Source organism: Streptomyces regalis (assembly GCF_001509475.1).
Lineage (GTDB): Bacteria > Actinomycetota > Actinomycetes > Streptomycetales > Streptomycetaceae > Streptomyces > Streptomyces regalis.
Genome location: NZ_LLZG01000232.1, coordinates 1 through 16833 on the forward strand (window position 1 = coordinate 1; position 16833 = coordinate 16833).

A 16833-nucleotide genomic window follows, 5' to 3' on the forward strand; every position below is an offset into this window, starting at 1 on the left:
GCCGGGCGGTGAGTGGTGGCCGGGCTGTGTGTGGTGGCCGGGGGGCGACGGCACGTCGGGACCGCTCGCCGCCGGTGACACCGGTCCGGCGGGCGGCGGTGACGGGGGGGGCGGGGGCGCGCCCGGGGGCAGTTCGTGGCCGCCGGAGCCGGCCGGCGCCGAGCCGTTCATGACGATGGTCGGGTTGTCGTCCGGCCGTACGGGCACGGCGGACAGGTCGTATCCGCACGCACCGCAGAAACGGTCACCCGACTCGAGCGGCCATGCGCAGCTCGGACACTTCGACAGAGCGGCCTGCTGGGGCATCTGCGACATCAACTACACCCACGTCCGGGGGCGGTAACGATTGGCACGTTCCACCAGGTCGATCCTCTCCTCGCCGCCCCGTGCGAGCCGGGCCAGTGTGCGGTACGAACGCTCCAGTCCGAAACGCAGTCCCCGCTCGTCCAGGCCGCTGCCGAGCAGCGTCCGTCCTCCGGTGGCGGCGGGGTGGCGGCGGGAGGGGCGGAACCCTGGCCACCGGAGAGTATCCAGTCCAGGGCGCAGCCGAGGACTTCCGCCGACAACTGCTCCCGGCGCGCCGGGTCCAAGCCGTACGCGTCCAGCGCCTCGACCTGGCCCGCGGCCGCGGTCAGGTCGTCCAGGAACGGTACGTCAGCGGCGACAGTCGTGCGTCCCCGCAGCCGGGCGCGGACGGCCGCCACGCGTGCGGCCGTGTAGTGAATGGAGCTTTCCGGAACCGACTCCAGGGTCCGTACGGCGCTGCTGCGGTCGCCGGCCGCGAGCTGGACGCGGGCGAGACCGAACGCGGAGCTCACATGGCTCGGGTCGGTCGACCACACCAGCCGGTAGTACTCGGCGGCGTTGTCCAGCTGGCCCAGCACCTCCGCGCACAGGCCGAGGGCCAGCTTGGGGGCGGGCTCGCCGGGGAAGGCGTCGTAGATCGCGTCGAAGGCGAGCGCGGCGCCCTCGTGGTCGCCTGTGACGAGGGCGGCCACGCCGCGGTACCAGACGACCCGCCAGTCGTCGGGCCGCTCGTCCTCCAGCTTCAGCAGGGCCTCGTGCGCGGTGCCTGCGTCACCGTTCTCCAGCCACGCCCGCACCTGCCGCAGCCGCGTCTCGGTGGACGGCGCCGAAGCGGCGGCGAGGGCGCCGAGCAGCTCGGCCGGCGCGGTGGTCATCAGGCCCGCGAGGAAACCGGCGTTGGGGTCGGAGGGATCGACCCGGGGGACGGGAAGCGCGAGGGCGGCGACGGCGGCGTCGACGACCTTGACGATGCCGGCGGACACAGCAGGCGGGTGGGCCGCGGGGAGGGAGAGCTGCTCCTGGGTGCGCTTCTGGGTCCGCACGACCCGCGCACCCAACCGCGACACTTCGCTGTCCAGTTTCGGGAACAACTCCGTGTCCGTGACCCGTACCTCGGGGCCGAACAGGGTCGACAGCGACGGCCGCGCCCGACCCGTCTGCAGGGACACGACCTCGCGCAGGACGCCGGTCAGTTGCTCCGTCATCTCCTGCGCGGAGGCGAAGCGGCGGGCCGGGTCGGGGTCGGTGGCGCGGACCAGGAGGCGGTAGAAGGACTCGTACTGGCGGAAGACCTCGATGTTGTCGGGGTCGGGCAGGGAGTCGACGTAGACGTTCGTGTAGCCCTGGAAGTCGAAGGCCAGGACGGCCAGGGTGCGCGCGACGGTGTAGAGGTCGGACGCCACCGACGGGCCGACCTCCGCGACCTCCGGTGCCTGGTAGCCCACCGTGCCGTAGATGGCCGACTCGTCGTCGTCCATCCTGCGCACCGCGCCCATGTCGATCAGCTTGAGCTGGTCCTCGGTCTGGATGGCGTTGTCGACCTTGAAGTCGCAGTACAGGAGGTTGCGGCTGTGCAGGTGGCTGAGGGCCTCCAGCGCCTCGATGCCGTACGCACACGCCTGCTCGACGGGGAGCGGGTCACGCTTGCCCGTCTCCGTACGGCGCGAATTCGCGATCTCCTTCAGGGACTTGCCCCCGACGTACTCCATGACGATGTAGCCGTCGAGCGAGCCCGTGCGCTGGTCCAGGTGCTCGACGAAGTTGTAGATCCGCACGATGTTGGCGTGCTCGATCTCCGCGAGGAAACGCCGCTCGGAGATCGCCGCCGCCATCGCGTCCTGGTCACCGGTGTCGAGCAGGCCCTTGAGCACCACCCACCGGTCGGAGACGGCGCGGTCCACGGCGAGGTAGATCCAGCCGAGGCCGCCGTGCGCCAGGCAGCCGGCCACCTCGTACTGGCCGTGCACGATGTCGCCGGACTTCAGCTTCGGGACGAAGGAGTACGGGTGGCCGCACTTCGTGCAGAAGCCCTCCGTACGGCCCGGGCGGTCGCCGCGGGCCCGGCCCACGGGTGCGCCGCAGTCCGAGCGGGAGCAGAACCGCTTGCGCTCGGGCACCTCCGGGTTCTCCAGCACCATCGCGCGCGGGTCGGGCCGCGGCACGTCCGGGACCTGGACCAGGCCGACGCCGAGCCGGCCGCGGCCGCTGGAGCCCGCGGTGGAGCCGGAGCTGCGCACCGACACCGAGCGGCCCGTGGAACGGCCCGACAGCGCGCGCGACAGCCGCCCCGACACCGAGCGCCGGGACTTCGACGACTGCGACGACGTACGGGAACTGCCGCGGCTGGTGGAGCGGGAGCTGCCGCTGCCCGCCGAGCCGCGCGAGCTCTTGCCGCCGGCCGTCATGCCGGTGGGCGGCGAGCCGACCGTGCCGGTCGCCGAGACGACCGGGGCGAGGCCGCAGGTGTCGCAGTACAGCTCGCCGCCGCCCACGTCCTCGTACGTCCCGCCGCAGTCCGGTCGCTGGCAGGTCTGCTGTGCCTGACTCATGACGACGACTCCCCCCTGTTCCCCCTGCCCCTCATGATCCCGGCCCCCTGCGGTCCTCGGGCCCCCGCGGCCCCGGCACGCGCGGACTGCCGAGCAGTTCGGCGGCCGCCTGCTGGTAGCGCAGGACCGCCTGTTCGGCGACGCGCAGGTCGCAGGGCGCGCTCCACAGCATGCGGCGGGCCGCGTCGTACCGCTCGATGAGGAACGGGTCCTCCGCGAGGCCGTGCCGGGCCACCTTCGCCTTGTACGCGTCGAGGCGGCCGCGCAGCTCGGCGCGGACCGCCAGGGGCGCGGTGACCGCGGTCAACGACTCGCGGGCGCGCAGCAGTTCGTCCTCCGCCTTCTGCTCCAGGGACTCCAGGAGCGGCGACAGGCGGTGCCACTGGGCATGTCTGCGGTACTCGGCGGCCGTCGCCAGCTGCTCCTGCAGCGCGGTCGGCGGGCCGCTGACGACCGGCACCTCCGTGGCGGCGATCTTCGCCAGCACCTCGCCGCGCGCGGTGCGGGCCTCGGCGAGCGTACGGTCCGCGCGGGACAGCACGTCACGCAGCTTGACCAGACGCTGCTCGGCATCCTGACGGACCGTCAGTACAGCGTCGATCTCCCGCCGTACGTCCTCCAGGGCGCGCGCCTCCCGGTCGTAGACCGTGGTGTCCGGCTTGCCGCCGCCGGGTGCCGAACTCCCTTGGGTGGGGACCCAGTACGCGAGCGGGTCGGACACCACCTGGGCGCGCAGGTGGGTGAGCGTGCGCGTGATGCGCTCCAGGTCGTCGCCCGCCGGGTGCTCGCCGGGGCGTACGCCCACGGAGTGCGCGAGCCGGCGGGTGCGCTGGAGTTCCGCGGCCAGTAGATCGATGCGGGCGGGCAGCGCCGACCAGACCGCGTCGGCGGCGACGACCATGTCCAGCGATGTCGCGTACAGCTCGTTCATCCGGTCGACCAGGGTGACGAGCGTGAACTGTTCGCTGAGCTTGCCCGAACCGCCGTGCAGCGTCGGTGCGTTGGCCGCTGCGGCCGCCGAGCCCGCCACGGTCACGGACTCGCCGCGCAGCAGTTCCGTCAGCTCCACCAGGTCCTCGCGGCTGGACCAGCGGCGGCGGGAGCGGATCTCGCGGGCGGCGCGCAACGCGTCCGTGTACGCGTCGAAATACGCCCACAGCAGGGTGATCGACGCCTCCGCGGCCGTCCAGCGCTCCTTGGTGATGCCCGTGAGCTCGGCGCCCTCGAGAAGTCTGCGGCCCGCGTGGTCCTGCAGGGCGAGGAGCGAGGTCTCGATCGCCTCGTGCTCCGCGCCGAGCCGCGCCAGCGCACGGTCCACCTCGTCCCGGTCCATCACCGGCCCGGCGGGGTCCGTGACGCCCATCGATCACCTCTCGCTGCGTTGTGTGCCGTCAGTTGGTCTTCGTCAGTCTTGTGAGTCTTCGTCAGTCTTCGTGATCTGTCGTTCGTCGGGTGACGGTCTGCTGATGGTTGGTTGATGGTCGGTCACTTGTACCGGGCTTCGGGAGGGGTCGCCGACGCCGACTTCTTGTCGCCCTGGTCCATGGTCGGGTGCAGCCACTTCTCGTACGACGCCTCCCAGCCGCCGTCCTTGATGTAGTTCTCCAGGGTCCGGTTGACCTGGCGTACCAGATCGTCGGTGCCCAGTTTCATCGCCACGCCGTAGTACTCGTCGGTGAACAGGCCGCCCTTCAGTTCCACCGTGGGGTCCTGTGCGGCCTGACTCGCGGCGAGCGCGCCGTCGGTCACGACCGCGTCGACCTCGCCGAGCTGCAACTTCACCAGGCAGTCGAGCTGGTTGGGGACGGTTGTGGTGATGTCTGCGGAGGCGGGGAGGTCGCCGTTCTTCCTGCCGGCTTCCAGGTTGTCGTACGCGGTGGAGCCGTCCGCCGAGCACACCTTCTTGTCGGCCAGGCTCTTGTTGTATCCGGTGATCTTCGAGGTCTTGGGGGCCAGGACCTGCTGGCCGGTCACGAAGTAGGGCGCGGAGAAGGCGACTTGCTCGATGCGGGCGCAGTTGATCGTCATGGTGCGGACCACCATGTCGACCTCGCCCTTCTGGATGGCCTCGATACGCCGGCTGGTCGGGATGGCCTTGAACTGCACCGCGTCGCGGTCGCCGAGAATGTCCTGGGCGATCCGGTGGACCAGGTCGATGTCGAATCCCTCCAGCTCACCGGAGGGGTTGTTCGGGTCGAGGTAACCCCAGCGGTAGCTGTTGGTGTCGACGCCGACGATCAGGCGCCGGTCCTTGCGGGCCTTGATGGCGTCGACGGTCGGGCTCTTCCCGTCGCCGCCGGACGGCGACAGGCTCTTGTCCTGCGGCTTCTCGCAGTCCTCGGCGCGCACCTGAGTACTGTGGGCGACGCCCCGGCCCCCGATGGCCGTACCGCCGTCCCCGACGTGCGTCTGGGACAGGGGCAGCAGCAGCGCGAAGGCCACCGCCAGGGCGCAGACGAGCGCCATCGCGCCGACCCCGCCCCAGCCGCGCAGGCCGGCCCGCAGACGCCGCCACGGGCTGCCCGCACCCCGGAGGCGAACCGAGTCGTCGCGTGCGTTCATCGTCCTGCCCCCTTTCACCGGTACTCCGACAGCCTGCGACCGATGCCGAGCACCGCGCCGGCCGCGCCCAGGACCGCGAGGACCGCGGCGCCGGTCGGGAGGCCGGTCAGCGAGTCACGGCCGTCGCTCGCGGCCTGCTTGAACTCTGTCTGCTCGTGCTCGAGTGCCGTCGCCAGGGCCTTGTCCACGTTGTCGAAGCACACGCTCGTCGGCTCCTTCGCGGCGCCGATGACGCGGTCGCGGGCGGCCTGGTAGTTACCCGAGTTGTTGTCGTCGCGGGCGAGGCCGTGGCGGTCCTTCCAGACCTTCATGAAGCCGTTCGCGTCCTGCACGGGCTTCGTCCCCGCCGTGTCGTCGGCGAGGTCCTCCGCCCGGACGAGCGCCTTGCCGAGCTGTTCGATCTCCTGGTCGTAGCCCCACTCGTACGCGTCCACCACCGTGCCGTCGTCGAGCGTCCTGGTGTCCGCGCCGCGGCGGACCAGGTTCAGGTTCTCGTCGCTGCGGGCGGTCAGGGAGGCGATGCGGGCCTCGTGCAGCACGTTCAGCGAGCGGACGCCGTGGTCGTAGGAGTCGTTCAGGCCGGCGCGCGCGACGGTGTGGCCCACGGCCAGCCACAGCAGGACCACGGTGGAGGCGGCCGTGGCAATGACGAGGCCGTGGTTCAGGACCCGGTTGGTGCGCTGGTAGTTGCGGCGCTGGGCCCAGGCGAGGCCGGCCAGGGCGAGGATGCCGAGGCCGGCCGCGGCCCAGGGGAACGACTTCGCGTCCGCGTAGTCGTCGCGCAGGCGCTGGTTCTCCGTCTGGTGGAGCTTCTCGGCGGCCGGCAGCATCTTCTTCTGCATCATCTCGTTCGCCGCGCGCAGATAGGCGCCGCCCACGGGATAGCCCTGGCGGTTGTTGGCCCTCGCCGTCTCGACCAGGCCCTTGTACTCCGGGAGGAGCTCGCTGAGTTCGGCGATGGTGTCCGCCGAGGTGGAGCCCGGTTCGGAGTTGGCGGCGGCGGTGACGAGTTTGCTGGCGGCCCTGCGGATGTCCCGCTCGTAGCCCTCGCGCATGGCGGGCTTTTCCTGCAGACCCGCGAGGTAACCGCTGGCCGCCGCGGTGTTGGCATCCGCCAGCGAGCGGTAGATGTCGGCGGCGTCCGAGGTCAGGGGCTGGCTTCGGTGGAGGACGTCGTCGGCGGCGCTCGTCCGCTCGGTCATCTGCCAGGCGGCCACCGCGCCGAAGGCGACGACGAGGAGGGCGAGGAGGGCGCCGATGATCCGCAGACGGCCGGGCTCGGTGGTGGCGGCCGCGCGGAGCTGGTCGAGGCCCTCGGCGAAGGCGGTGCGGCGGGGTCCTGCGGCCGGTGGTGCGGGGGCGGGCGTGGGGGGCCGGCCGGGCTGTGGCGGTACGGACGGCATGGTGGGTGCGCCGGGTGCCGGGTCGTATCCCGGTGGTGGTGCCGTGCTGCTCTTCGGCGTCTGTGTCACTGCTGACCTCCCCCGTGGTCATCCGTCGCCGCAAGTATCGCTGCCGGGACCGACATCCGCACCGGGCTTCGCTGGATCTTGATCGGATCGCAGCGCGGACGCGGAGGTTCCGGCACACCGAAATGCGCCCCGCACCACCCCCTGCCCATGAACACGCCGGGAGAATCTGTTCGGTTCCAGGTTCAGGGTTCGCTGGGGGTTGCAAGCCCCCGGCAGCCCCAGCGGCCTCCAGTGGCCCTCACGACTCGAAGTACCGGCGGAGCCGGGTATGCACCTCCGCAGCGGCCCCCACCGCGTCCAGCCCCAGCAACGCCGCCCCCAGTACCGGACTCGCCGTGACCACCCCCGGTACCGCCTTGGGAGCCCGGGACGTGAGCAAGTCCCGGATGCCGTCGATCAGTTGGGGGTGGCGTGCCGCCAGGACGCCCCCGCCCAACAGCACCGGCGTCTCCTCCTCCAGCAGGTCCAGCCGGGTCAGGGCGACCGTGGCCATCGTCACCACCTCGTCGGCCAGGCGGTCGACGATCCCGCGGGCGATCGGGTCGCCGGCCGTGGCCGTGGAGAAGAGGACCGGGGTCAGCTCGTGGCGGCGGACGGGGGCGATGTGTTCGAGGTGCAGGGCCTCGATCAGGGCGTACATCGTCGGCAGGCCGAAGTGGGCGGGGAGGGTGTGCGTCAACGCCGTAGGCACTCCGCGGCCGTCCTCCGCCCGGGCCGCGTGCCACAGGGCCTCCTCCGACAGACCCCAGCCGCCGCCCCAGTCGCCGGAGATACGGCCCAGCGCGGGGAAGCGGGCGGTACGGCCGTCGGGGCGCATGCCCACGCAGTTGATGCCGGCGCCGCACACGACGGCCACACCGCGGGGTTCCGTCACGCCCGCCCGGAGGATGGCGAAGGTGTCGTTGCGGACCTCGACGGACGTGCCCCACGCGCGCGCGTGCAGCGCGGCCGCCAGTCCCTCCTCCTCCACCGGGAAGTCGGCGTTCGCCAGGCAGGCCGAGACGTGCTCGACGCCGGTGACGCCTGCCGCGGCGAAGGCCTCCTGCACTGCTTCGGCGAGGGTGTCCATCGCCGGCTCCACGCCTACCGCCGGTGGGCGGAATCCGCCTCCGCGGGCCGTGGCCAGGACGGTTCCGTCGGCCGCCACGACCGCCACGTCGGTCTTGCTGTTGCCCGCGTCTACGGCGAGGACACGTGCGGTCATGCCCACGCGAGGTGCTCCCGGTTGTGTGCGATCAGTCGGTCGGTGAGTTTCTCCGCGTACTCGTACTGGCCGATCAGGGGGTGGGAGAGCAGGGCCTTGAAGACTCGGGTGCGGCCGCCGTGCAGGGCTGCTTCCAGGGCCAGGTCCTCATAGGCCGTCACCTGGGCCATCAGGCCCGCGTACAGGGGATCCGGGGGTGGGATCGGGAGAGGGGCTGCGCCCCTCGTTCCCACCCCGGCCTGCACCTCGATCACCGCATCGTCGGGGAGGAAAGGAAGCGTGCCCTTGTTGTAGGTGTTGACCACCTGGTACGGGTTGCCGGCGCCGTTCAGCAAGGCGGCCGCCAGGTCCACCGCGGCCTCCGAGTAGTACGCGCCGCCCCTTTTGGAGAGTAGTTCCGGCTTCTCGTCGAGGGCGGGGTCGGCGTAGAGGGTGAGCAACCTCCTTTCCATTTCCGCCACCTCCGCGGCGCGCGACGGTTTGGTGCGCAGTTCCCGCACCACCTCGTCGTGGGCGTAGTAGTAGCGCAGGTAGTACGACGGCACCACGCCCAGGCGGTCCAGGAGGGGGCGGGGGAGGTGCAGGTCGGCGGCGATGGTGTCGCCGTGGTCGGCCAGCAGTTTCGGCAGGACGTCCTCGCCCTCGGGGCCGCCCAGGCGTACCCCGGTCTCCCAGGTGAGGTGGTTGAGGCCGACGTGGTCGAGGTGGACGTCGGCGGGGGTCACGCCGAGCATGGCCGCGAACTTGCGCTGGAAGCCGATCGCCACGTTGCACAGGCCGACCGCCTTGTGTCCCGCCTGGAGCAGGGCCCGGGTCACGATGCCGACCGGGTTGGTGAAGTCGATGATCCAGGCGGTGGGGTTGGTGCGGCGGACCCGTTCCGCGATGTCCAGGACCACCGGGACGGTACGCAGGGCCTTCGCCAGGCCGCCGGCGCCCGTCGTCTCCTGGCCCACGCAGCCGCAGTCCAGGGGCCAGGTCTCGTCCTGCTCGCGGGCCGCCTGGCCGCCCACACGGAGTTGCAGGAGGACCGCGTCCGCGCCGTCCACCGCCGCGTCCAGGTCTGTCGTGGTGGTGATCGTGCCGTGGTGACCCTGACGTTCGAAGATACGGCGGGCCAGGCCACCCACCAGTTCCAGACGGTCCGTCGCCGGGTCCATCAGGACCAGTTCCTCTATCGGCAGGGTGTCCCTGAGGCGGGCGAAGCCGTCGATGAGTTCGGGGGTGTAGGTCGAGCCTCCGCCGACCACGGTGAGTTTCACTGGTTCAACCCTTTACTCCGGTGAGTGTGACGCCCTCTACGAACGCCTTCTGGGCGAAGAAGAACACGAGGATCACGGGGGCCATCACGAGAACCGTGGCGGCCATGGTGAGGTTCCAGTCGGTGTGGTGTGCCCCCTTGAACGACTCCAGGCCGTAGGAGAGGGTCCAGGCGCCCGGGTTCTCGGACGCGTAGATCTGGGGGCCGAAGTAGTCGTTCCACGCGTAGAAGAACTGGAAGAGGGCCACAGCGGCTATGCCCGGTTTCGCCATGGGGAGGACGACCCGCAGGAGTGTGCGGAGTTCGCCGCAGCCGTCGACCCTCGCCGCGTCCAGGTACTCGTTCGGGATCGTCATCAGGAACTGGCGCAGGAGGAAGATCGAGAACGCGTCTCCGAACGCCATCGGGATGATCAGCGGCCACAGGGTCCCCGAGAGGTCCAGCTGCTTCGCCCAGAACAGGTACATCGGGATGATGATCACTTGCGGCGGCAGCATCATCATCGAGATGACCAGCATCAGGGACAGGTTGCGGCCACGGAAGCGGAACTTGGCGAGCGCGTACGCCACCGGGACGGACGACACGACGGTGAGGACGGTGCCCAGACCCGCGTAGATCAGGGTGTTCTTCCACCAGGTCAGGAAGCCGGGTGTGTCGAAGACCTTGGTGTAGTTGCCCCACTCCCAGGTGTCCGGGACCAGGTCGCGGGTGAGCGCCTGCTGGTCGCTCATCAGTGAGGTCAGGACGACGAACACGAACGGCAGCGTGAAGAAGAGCGCGGCCGCGACGCCGAGCGAATGGATCGCTATCCATTCCAGGAGCGCCCTGCGGCGGGCCGTGCGCTCCGCGACTGTCGGGGTTCCCAACTGAACTGGTTTGTCCAGCACTTGGGTCATGGTCCGTCACCTGCCTGGATCAGTCCGCCCCGGCGCCGCATCAACAGCGTGGTGAACGCCATGGCGAGGGCGAACAGCACCAGCGCGACCACACAGGCGGAGCCGTAGTCGAAGCGCTGGAAGCCGAGGTTGTAGACGAGTTGGGGGAGCGTCAGGGTCGACTTGTCCGGGTAGCCCGGCTCGAACTGCTGGCCGGAGCCGCCGATGATGCCGGAGGCGACCTTCCCGGCCACCAGCGGCTGTGTGTAGTACTGCATCGTCTGGATCACGCCCGTGACGACGGCGAACATCACGATCGGCGAGATGTTCGGCAGCGTGACGAAACGGAATCGCTGCCAGGCCGACGTTCCGTCCAGCTCCGCGGCCTCGTACTGCTCCTTCGGTACGTCGAGCAGCGCGGCCATGAAGATGACCATGAGGTCGCCCACGCCCCACAACGCCAGCGCGGTGAGGGCCGGCTTGGACCAGGCGGGGTCCGTGAACCAGCCGGGTGTCGGCAGACCCATGCCGTCGAGGACCGAGTTGACCGGGCCGGTGCCGGGGTTGAGGAGGAAGACGAAGGCCAGCGTCGCGGCGACCGGCGGGGCGAGGTACGGCAGGTAGAAGAGGGTGCGGAAGACGCCGGCCCCGGTCCTGATCTTCGTGATCAGCAGGCCGACGCCGAGTCCGAACACCACCCGGCAGGTCACCATCACCAGCACCAGCCACAGCGTGTTGCGCAGGGCCGGCCAGAACAGCGGGTAGTCCTCGAAGACGTAGGCCCAGTTGCCCAGGCCGCGGAAGACCGGTGTGCCGAAGCCGTCGTACTTCATCAGCGAGAAGTACACGGTGGACACCAGCGGATAGGCGAAGAAGACGCCGAACCCGATGAGCCACGGTGACAGGAAGGCCACCGTCCGAAGCGCCGACCTGCGGCGCTTCGCCCGGAGAGTATGGAGAGCGCGCGTGGACATCGGGCGCTACTTCGCCTGTTCGATGTCGGTGTCGATCTGCTCGGCGGTCTTCTCCAGACCGGCCTTCAGGTCCTTCACCTTGCCCGACTCGTACTGGTAGCCGAAGTCCTGCAGCGTCGTCTGGTACGTCGAGCCGTTGACGGAGGCCGGCGGCGTGTTCGACTCCGGGTTCTGGGCGATGTCCAGGAACGTCTTGAAGCCGGGGTCCACCGTCAGGTCGGGCGACTTCAGCGCGGCGAACGTGGAGGGCACGTTGTGGATGGCGTTGGCGAAGGAGACGACGGCCTCGGTGTCGGTCGTCAGGTACTTCACCAGCTCCCAGGCCGCGTTCTGCTTCTCGCTCTGCGGGGCGATGCCGATGATCGTGCCGGAGAGGAAGCCCTTGCCGTACTCGTCGGCCTCGTCGTCCGCGACCGGCATCGGGGCGGTGCCGATCTCGAAGTCGACGCCGGCGTCCTTCGCCATGCCCAGGCGCCACTCGCCGTCGAGCTGCATGGCCACCTGGCCGGTCTGGAAGGGGTGCTTGGCGCCCCACTCGTCACCGAAGGTGTTGCGGTACTTCTCCAGCTTCGCAAAGCCACCGAGGTCGTCGACGAGCTTCTTCTGGTACGTGAACATCTCGGCGAAGGCCGGGTCCTTGGCGATGCTGGACTTGCCGTCGGCGTCGAAGTAGGCGTGGTCCCACTGGGACATGTAGTGGTCCACGACCGTCTCGTAGCCGTGGTACGTCGGCATGAAGCCGAGCTGCTCGTAGCTGTCGCCCTTGGTCTTGGTCAGCTTCTTGGCGACCTTCGCGAACTCCGACCAGGTCTTCGGCGGGGACTTGATGCCCGCCTTTTCGAAGGCGTCCTTGTTGTAGTAGAGGCCGTAGGCGTCGCCCAGCAGGGGCAGGGCGCAGCGGGTGCCCTCGAACTGGGTGTAGTCCAGCATCGGCTTCGGGATGATCTTGTCGAGGTCCAGCTTCGACTTCTCGATGAACGGCTTCAGGTCGAGGAAGGCGCCCGAGGAGCAGAACTTGCCGACGTTGGAGGTCGTGAACGACGACACCACGTCCGGACCGCTGGAACCGCCCGCGCGCAGCGCCTGGTTGAGCTTGTCGTCGTTGATGTTGCCGACGACCTTCACGGTGATGTTGGGGTGGGCCTTCTCGAAGCGGTCGACGTTCTCCTGGATCGCCTTGGCCTCGGCGGGCGCGCTCCAGCCGTGCCAGAAGGTGATCGTCGTCTTGGCGTCGGGGTCGTCGGTGGCACCAGACGACGAACTGTCTGCCTGGCCGGTGCAGGCCGTGGCGAGGAGGGCCAGGGAGGCGGTGGCGGCGAGAGCGGCGGCCGCCTTGCGGGACGGTGAGGATATGACGTTCCAGGACTTTCCGGGCATGGCAAGGTCTCCCAGGGCGGGACGGGGTGGGTGAGTGAAGGCGGGGGGTGAGTTAAAGGGGCTGAGTCAACGAGCCGGCTTGAGGAGCCGGGGTCAAGGAGCCGGGTTGAGGAGTTGAGCCGCGGAGAGGGCGGGGTGCTCAGCGTGCGGTGTCGAAGACCTCGTCGCGCGTGGTCGCGAGCGCGCTCTCCAACGCGCCCCGCAACACGGGGTGTTCACGGATGGCGCCGACGACGAGCCGGGGCCGTGACGCGGCCAGCTCCTCCAACTCGGCCTGGACGAGAGCGCGCAGCACCTCGCCGCCGGCGGTGAGGGAGGCGCCGCTGAGGACGACCAGTTCGGGGTCGAGGACGGAGACCAAGGAGGCGAGACCGGTTGCGAGCCGGGTCGCGTAGGTCTCCAGGAGGAGCCGGCCCAGGACGGTGTCCTCCCCGGCGGCCCGTGCGACGAGGGCGGCGGCGGCCTCGGCGTACGGCCCGGACGGGATGTTCGCGATACCGAGTTCGCTCGCGAGCTGGGGGATCGCCTGCGAACCGGCCAGTTCCTGGTAGCCGCCACTGTTGGCTTTGGTTACCTGGCGGACCAGGGGTGCGCCCGGAACCGGCAGGAAACCTACCTCGCCCGCGCCGCCGGTCCAGCCGCGATGCAGCCGGCCGCCGAGGACCAGGGCGGCGCCGAGGCCCCCTTCGTTCCACAGCAGCACGAAGTCCTCGTGGCCGCGGGCCGCGCCGAGCCGCTGCTCGGCCACCGCCACGAGGTTGACGTCGTTCTCGTACTCGACCGGCATCGGCAGGGCGGCGGCGACTTCGTCGAGCAGCGCGGGGGTGTGCCAGCCGGGGAGGTGGGAGGCGTAGCGCAGGCGGCCCGTGTTGGGGTCGAAGGCGCCGGGGGTGCCGATGACGAGCCGGTGCACGTCGTCACGGGTGAGCCCTGCCGCCTTCACCGCGCCGTCGAGGGCGTCGGTGACCTGCCGGACGACGGGTTGGGTCGGCCGCCTGCCGGGGGTGGGCAGTTCGTACGACCCCACCGTGCGGCCCGTGATGTCGGCGACGGCGGCGAGGATGCGTTCGGGGGTGACATCGAGCCCCGCGGCGTACGCGGCGGCCGGATTGACCTCGTACAGCTGGGCGTTGGGGCCGGGTCGGCCCTCCGTGGTGCCGGTCGCCAGGACGAGGCCGGCGGCTTCGAGGCGGGCCAGCAGCTGGGACGCGGTCGGCTTGGAGAGGCCGGTGAGCTTGCCGATCCGCGTGCGGGACAGTGGCCCGTGCTCCAGGAGGAGGTCCAGGGCGGCACGGTCGTTCATGGCGCGCAGGACGCGCGGGGTGCCCGGCGTACCGGCGGTTCCTGCCATGGGATCGACACCTGCCTTTCGGCTGACCAGCTTCTCAGCGATCTATTGCGGAAGTCCATCCAGGATCACTGTTAGGAAAGTTTCCTATCGGGTTATCCAGGAAGGTAGACCCGAGAGGAAGGTGGCGTCAAGAGAGGTCTATACCAGGCAACCTAGTCGTTACCCGGTGGTGGTGGTGCTGTGCTGCGGTGCGTGCTCGTGCCGGGGGAGCAGGAGCGGGGTCGCCAGCAGCAGGACGCCCGCGAGGGCGATGGCGGTGCGTGGGCCGGTCAGTGCCGCCAGCAGGCCCCACAGCGCCGTCATGGCCGCGGTCGTCGTCCGGCCTGTGATCTGCCATGCCGACAAGGTGCGGGTGATCCGGTCCGGCGGGGTCCGGTCGAGGCGGGTGGTGGCGAGCACCGGGGTGAAGACGGCCGAGCAGGTGATCAGGCCGAACTCGACGACCATGACGAGGAGAAGGCCGGACGTGCCCGGGCCGACGAAGGCCAGTCCGACGGACCAGCAGGCACGCAGGGTGCCGGCGGTGAGCAGGACCCGGTGCCTGCCGTGGCGGGCGACCAGGCGGCGCGACAGGCGGGAGCCCAGCAGGCCGCCCAGGCACGGGACGGCGAAGGCGAGGCCGTACTGCCAGGGGGCGAAGCCGAGTTGGCCGAGCATGAGGACGGCGAGCACCGGGGCGGGCGCCATGATCAGGGCGTTGACCAGGACCGTGTTGAGGAACAGCGGGCGCAGGGTGGGGTGGGCGAGGAGATGCCGCCAGCCCGCCGCGAGGTCGGCGGCCCGCAGTCTGCCCGCCCGCGCAGCCGACGGTGCGTCAGGGGGGAACTGTTGCCTTTCCTTACCGCTCTGCCGCCCTTCCTCCCCGCACTGTTGCCTTTCCTTACCGCCGATCGCCCGGATCCCCAGCGCCGACAGCAGATAGCTGGCCGCATCCGCCAGCACCGTCGCCATCGGGCCGAACACGCCGATCGCCACCCCGCCCAGTGGTGGGCCGAGCGCGGTGGCCGTCCATGTCGTGGCCTCGAAGCGGCCGTTCGCCACGAGGAGGTCCTCCGGCGGCACGAGGGACTTCAGATACGCCCCGCTCGCCGCGGTGAACGTGATGTCCGCCGCGGCCACCACCACCGAAACCACCAGCAGCTGGCCGAGGCTGAGCCCGTCCAGCGCGAAGGCGGCGGGGATGCTCAGCAGCGCCGCGCACCGGACCAGGTCCGCCGCGATCATCACCGGCCGCTTCCGGCGCAGCTCCACCCACGCCCCGAGCGGCACCGCCATCGCCGCCCCCACCGCGAGCCCCGAGGCCGCCAGCAGCGCCACCTCGGTCGACCCGGCGTGCAGCACGACGACCGCGATGATCGGCAACGCGTCGAAGGCGAGCCGGGTCCCGAACGTACTGACCCCGTAAGCCGCCCACAGCCACCCGAACCCCCGCCCCAGCGACCGACCGCCCGCCATCCCACCCCAACCTTCTGTTGACCGACGCCATCAAAGCGGGCGGCGAACCGCGGATCAAACAACCATCGGGCTCACACAGCCACAACCGATCGTTGTGCTCCTGCTCTTCCTGTGCCTCATGCCCCTCCTGTGCCTCCTGTGCCTCCTGTGCCTCGTGCCTCCTGTGCCTCCTGTGCCTCCTGCGCCTCCTACGATGACGTCGTGGACCTCGACGCCGTGCGCACCTTCGTCGCCGCAGCGGACGCGGGCCGGTTCCAGGACGCCGCCGCGACGCTGTCGATCACCCAGCAGGCCGTCTCCAAACGCATCGCCGTGCTGGAGAAGCGCCTCGGGGTACGGCTGTTCACCCGCACCGCGCGCGGGGCGCGGCTCACCATCGACGGCCAGGCCTTCCTGCCGCACGCCCGCACCCTCCTCCAGGCCGAGGAACGGGCCATCGCCTCCGTACGCCCCGGCAGCCGTGCCCTGCGCGTCGACGTGATCGGCCGACGGCTCGCCCCGGCGGTCCTGCTGCGCGGCTTTCACCGCGCCAACCCCGACACCGAACTCGACGTCGTCACCCTCTTCGACGCCGACGCGGCCGTCGCCGCCCTCCGAGCCGGCACGATCGACGCAACGTTCCGCGCCGTGACCGGGCCCGCCCGGCAACTGCCCGACGGCATCGAGGCGGCCCGGGTGTACGACGAGCCGGTGCAGCTCCTGACCGGGCCGCGGCACGAACTCGCCGCTGCCCGCTCGGTGACACCCGCTCGACTCGCCGGTCAACGGATCTGGATGCCCGGCATCGTCGAGGGCACCGAATGGGCCGCCTACTACGACGCCCTCGCGGCCGAGTTCGGGCTCACCATCGAGGCGACCGGCCCCGACTTCGGCACCGCGCCGCTGGTCGACACGATCGCCGACTCCGCCGTACTGGCGACCTTCGTCGGCGAGGACACCCGTCTGGTCTGGCCCGCCGACCAGGACCTGCGCCGCATCCCGCTGCGCGACCCGGCCCCGGTCTACCCGCACTCCCTGCTGTGGCGCGCCGACAACCCGCACCCCACTCTCACGGCTCTTCGCGCCCACCTTGCCGCGACCCGGACCGAGTGCCCGGAGACGGAGACCTGGACGCCCGCATGGGCGCGGTGACCGGTTCCGGCGGTGGCGTGATCGGCCGCGGCCAGGCGGCGCGGATGACGCGTGACCGTCGCCGTGCACTGCTCGCCCTCGCCTCGCTCGCCGTGATCGTCGCGGGCGTGTCCTTCGTGTTCTGGGCGACACGGCCCGTGCCGCACGGCGAGTGCCTGGTCGCCTTCTCCCGGGTCACCACCATCGGCAGCAAGCCGCTGACCGGGCGTGAGCTGGACGAGCTCGCCCAGCGGGAGTACGAGAAGGCGATCGCCGAGGGGCGGTGCGAGGCGCCCTGGCCGCGGTGGCGGGGTTGGCTCGACTGAGGGAGGCGCGG

13 protein-coding genes and 1 pseudogene are annotated in these 16833 nt (G+C 70.7%); 2 read left to right on the plus strand and 12 right to left on the minus strand.

The window, feature by feature from the left end; translation table 11 throughout:
- The 12 genes and pseudogenes from ADL12_RS50925 to ADL12_RS23980 all read right to left on the minus strand — a co-directional run.
- Positions 1 to 315, minus strand: a 315-nt coding sequence (locus ADL12_RS50925; RefSeq protein WP_159053265.1) for a zinc ribbon domain-containing protein, incomplete at its 3' end; no start/stop codon positions are given.
- Between the two features lie 3 nt (positions 316 to 318).
- A pseudogene (locus ADL12_RS23930) lies at positions 319 to 2855 on the minus strand (serine/threonine-protein kinase).
- A 31-nt stretch (positions 2856 to 2886) separates the two neighbouring features.
- Positions 2887 to 4218 (minus strand): hypothetical protein, encoded by a 1332-nt coding sequence (locus ADL12_RS23935; protein ID WP_062704992.1) that lies wholly within the window; start codon positions 4216 to 4218, stop codon positions 2887 to 2889.
- A gap of 122 nt (positions 4219 to 4340) precedes the next feature.
- Positions 4341 to 5417, minus strand: coding sequence for a glutamate ABC transporter substrate-binding protein (locus ADL12_RS23940; protein ID WP_062704994.1), 1077 nt, complete (start codon positions 5415 to 5417; stop codon positions 4341 to 4343).
- Between the two features lie 14 nt (positions 5418 to 5431).
- A complete protein-coding gene (locus ADL12_RS23945) occupies positions 5432 to 6889 on the minus strand; it encodes a hypothetical protein (protein WP_062704995.1) in 1458 nt (485 codons plus the stop codon).
- 238 nt (positions 6890 to 7127) lie between these two features.
- Positions 7128 to 8099, minus strand: coding sequence for an N-acetylglucosamine kinase (locus ADL12_RS23950; protein ID WP_062704997.1), 972 nt, complete (start codon positions 8097 to 8099; stop codon positions 7128 to 7130).
- Positions 8090 to 9355: a 6-phospho-beta-glucosidase gene (locus ADL12_RS23955; protein WP_062704999.1), complete on the minus strand. Its 1266-nt coding sequence runs from the start codon at positions 9353 to 9355 to the stop codon at positions 8090 to 8092. Before ADL12_RS23955 ends, ADL12_RS23950 begins: the two co-directional genes overlap by 10 nt.
- 4 nt (positions 9356 to 9359) lie before the next feature.
- Positions 9360 to 10250, minus strand: coding sequence for a carbohydrate ABC transporter permease (locus ADL12_RS23960; protein WP_062705001.1), 891 nt, complete (start codon positions 10248 to 10250; stop codon positions 9360 to 9362).
- Positions 10247 to 11203, minus strand: a complete 957-nt coding sequence (locus tag ADL12_RS23965) for a carbohydrate ABC transporter permease (RefSeq protein ID WP_062705003.1) — start codon at positions 11201 to 11203, stop codon at positions 10247 to 10249. The genes ADL12_RS23960 and ADL12_RS23965 overlap by 4 nt, the downstream gene beginning before the upstream one ends.
- A gap of 6 nt (positions 11204 to 11209) precedes the next feature.
- Positions 11210 to 12556 (minus strand): ABC transporter substrate-binding protein, encoded by a 1347-nt coding sequence (locus ADL12_RS23970; RefSeq protein WP_107120009.1) that lies wholly within the window; start codon positions 12554 to 12556, stop codon positions 11210 to 11212.
- 163 nt (positions 12557 to 12719) lie between these two features.
- A complete protein-coding gene (locus ADL12_RS23975; protein WP_062705007.1) occupies positions 12720 to 13931 on the minus strand; it encodes an ROK family transcriptional regulator in 1212 nt (403 codons plus the stop codon).
- A 159-nt stretch (positions 13932 to 14090) separates the two neighbouring features.
- Positions 14091 to 15386 (minus strand): MFS transporter, encoded by a 1296-nt coding sequence (locus ADL12_RS23980; protein ID WP_062705009.1) that lies wholly within the window; start codon positions 15384 to 15386, stop codon positions 14091 to 14093.
- A gap of 201 nt (positions 15387 to 15587) precedes the next feature.
- Here ADL12_RS23980 and ADL12_RS23985 point away from each other — a divergent pair, with 201 nt between their 5' ends.
- Both ADL12_RS23985 and ADL12_RS23990 read left to right on the plus strand, forming a co-directional pair.
- Complete coding sequence (locus tag ADL12_RS23985) at positions 15588 to 16517, plus strand: LysR family transcriptional regulator (RefSeq protein WP_062705011.1); 930 nt, start codon at positions 15588 to 15590, stop codon at positions 16515 to 16517.
- Entirely contained in the window at positions 16505 to 16822 is a 318-nt protein-coding gene (locus ADL12_RS23990) for a hypothetical protein (protein WP_062705013.1), read from the plus strand. Before ADL12_RS23985 ends, ADL12_RS23990 begins: the two co-directional genes overlap by 13 nt.
- Positions 16823 to 16833: the final 11 nt, after the last annotated feature.

Excerpts from the sequence above, each read along its gene's own strand:
- ADL12_RS23935 (WP_062704992.1), bottom strand. The coding sequence starts at position 4,218 with ATGGGCGTCACGGACCCCGCCGGGCCGGTGATGGACCGGGACGAGGTG.
- ADL12_RS23940 (WP_062704994.1), bottom strand. The coding sequence starts at position 5,417 with ATGAACGCACGCGACGACTCGGTTCGCCTCCGGGGTGCGGGCAGCCCG.
- ADL12_RS23960 (WP_062705001.1), bottom strand. The coding sequence starts at position 10,250 with ATGACCCAAGTGCTGGACAAACCAGTTCAGTTGGGAACCCCGACAGTC.
- ADL12_RS23965 (WP_062705003.1), bottom strand. The coding sequence starts at position 11,203 with ATGTCCACGCGCGCTCTCCATACTCTCCGGGCGAAGCGCCGCAGGTCG.
- ADL12_RS23975 (WP_062705007.1), bottom strand. The coding sequence starts at position 13,931 with ATGGCAGGAACCGCCGGTACGCCGGGCACCCCGCGCGTCCTGCGCGCC.
- ADL12_RS23980 (WP_062705009.1), bottom strand. The coding sequence starts at position 15,386 with ATGGCGGGCGGTCGGTCGCTGGGGCGGGGGTTCGGGTGGCTGTGGGCG.
- ADL12_RS23990 (WP_062705013.1), top strand. The coding sequence starts at position 16,505 with ATGGGCGCGGTGACCGGTTCCGGCGGTGGCGTGATCGGCCGCGGCCAG.